Origin of the sequence: Xanthovirga aplysinae (assembly GCF_009711365.1) — a bacterium.
GTDB lineage: Bacteria > Bacteroidota > Bacteroidia > Cytophagales > Cyclobacteriaceae > Xanthovirga > Xanthovirga aplysinae.
Window position 1 is genome coordinate 1 of the sequence record NZ_SMMB01000130.1, and the last position, 426, is coordinate 426.

The following is a 426-nucleotide window of genomic DNA, read 5'->3' on the forward strand; positions in this document are numbered from 1 at the left end:
AAACAGTGATTCCTGTAGCAAGGGTCATGTATGGATTTGGTGGAGGTGCAGGAGCTAAGCAAAAAGAAGGGGGTAACAAGGAAGATAGTGGCTTGGGGCTAGGAGGAGGAGTAGCTGCTTGTCCGGAAGGGTTAGTGATTGTTGATGAGCGAGGGGCGCAATTTGTAAGTTATAAGAAAAAAGCTCAATTATTAATGGTAGCGGGGACAAGCTTCATGGTTGGCTATTTGGTTGGTAAGATATTTTTAAAACTTTCATGAAGAAATCTTTGGCGGTAAAAATGAAGAAAAATGTGTGGTTTTTATCACTTTTGAATCAGTTTTTTTTGGAAGAATTCTATGTACCGCTATTTCAACAATAAAGGCAGGAAGGGGAATGGATACCTTTAAATTCGTCTAAATCAATTATTTTCTGAAGAAAAAAAAA

At 38.0% G+C, this 426-nt stretch carries 1 protein-coding gene; it reads left to right on the top strand.

The features are described from left to right. Positions 1-260 (top strand): spore germination protein GerW family protein (locus tag E1171_RS00205; RefSeq protein ID WP_155202984.1); only part of this gene is annotated, 260 nt, incomplete at its 5' end. Positions 261-426: the final 166 nt, after the last annotated feature.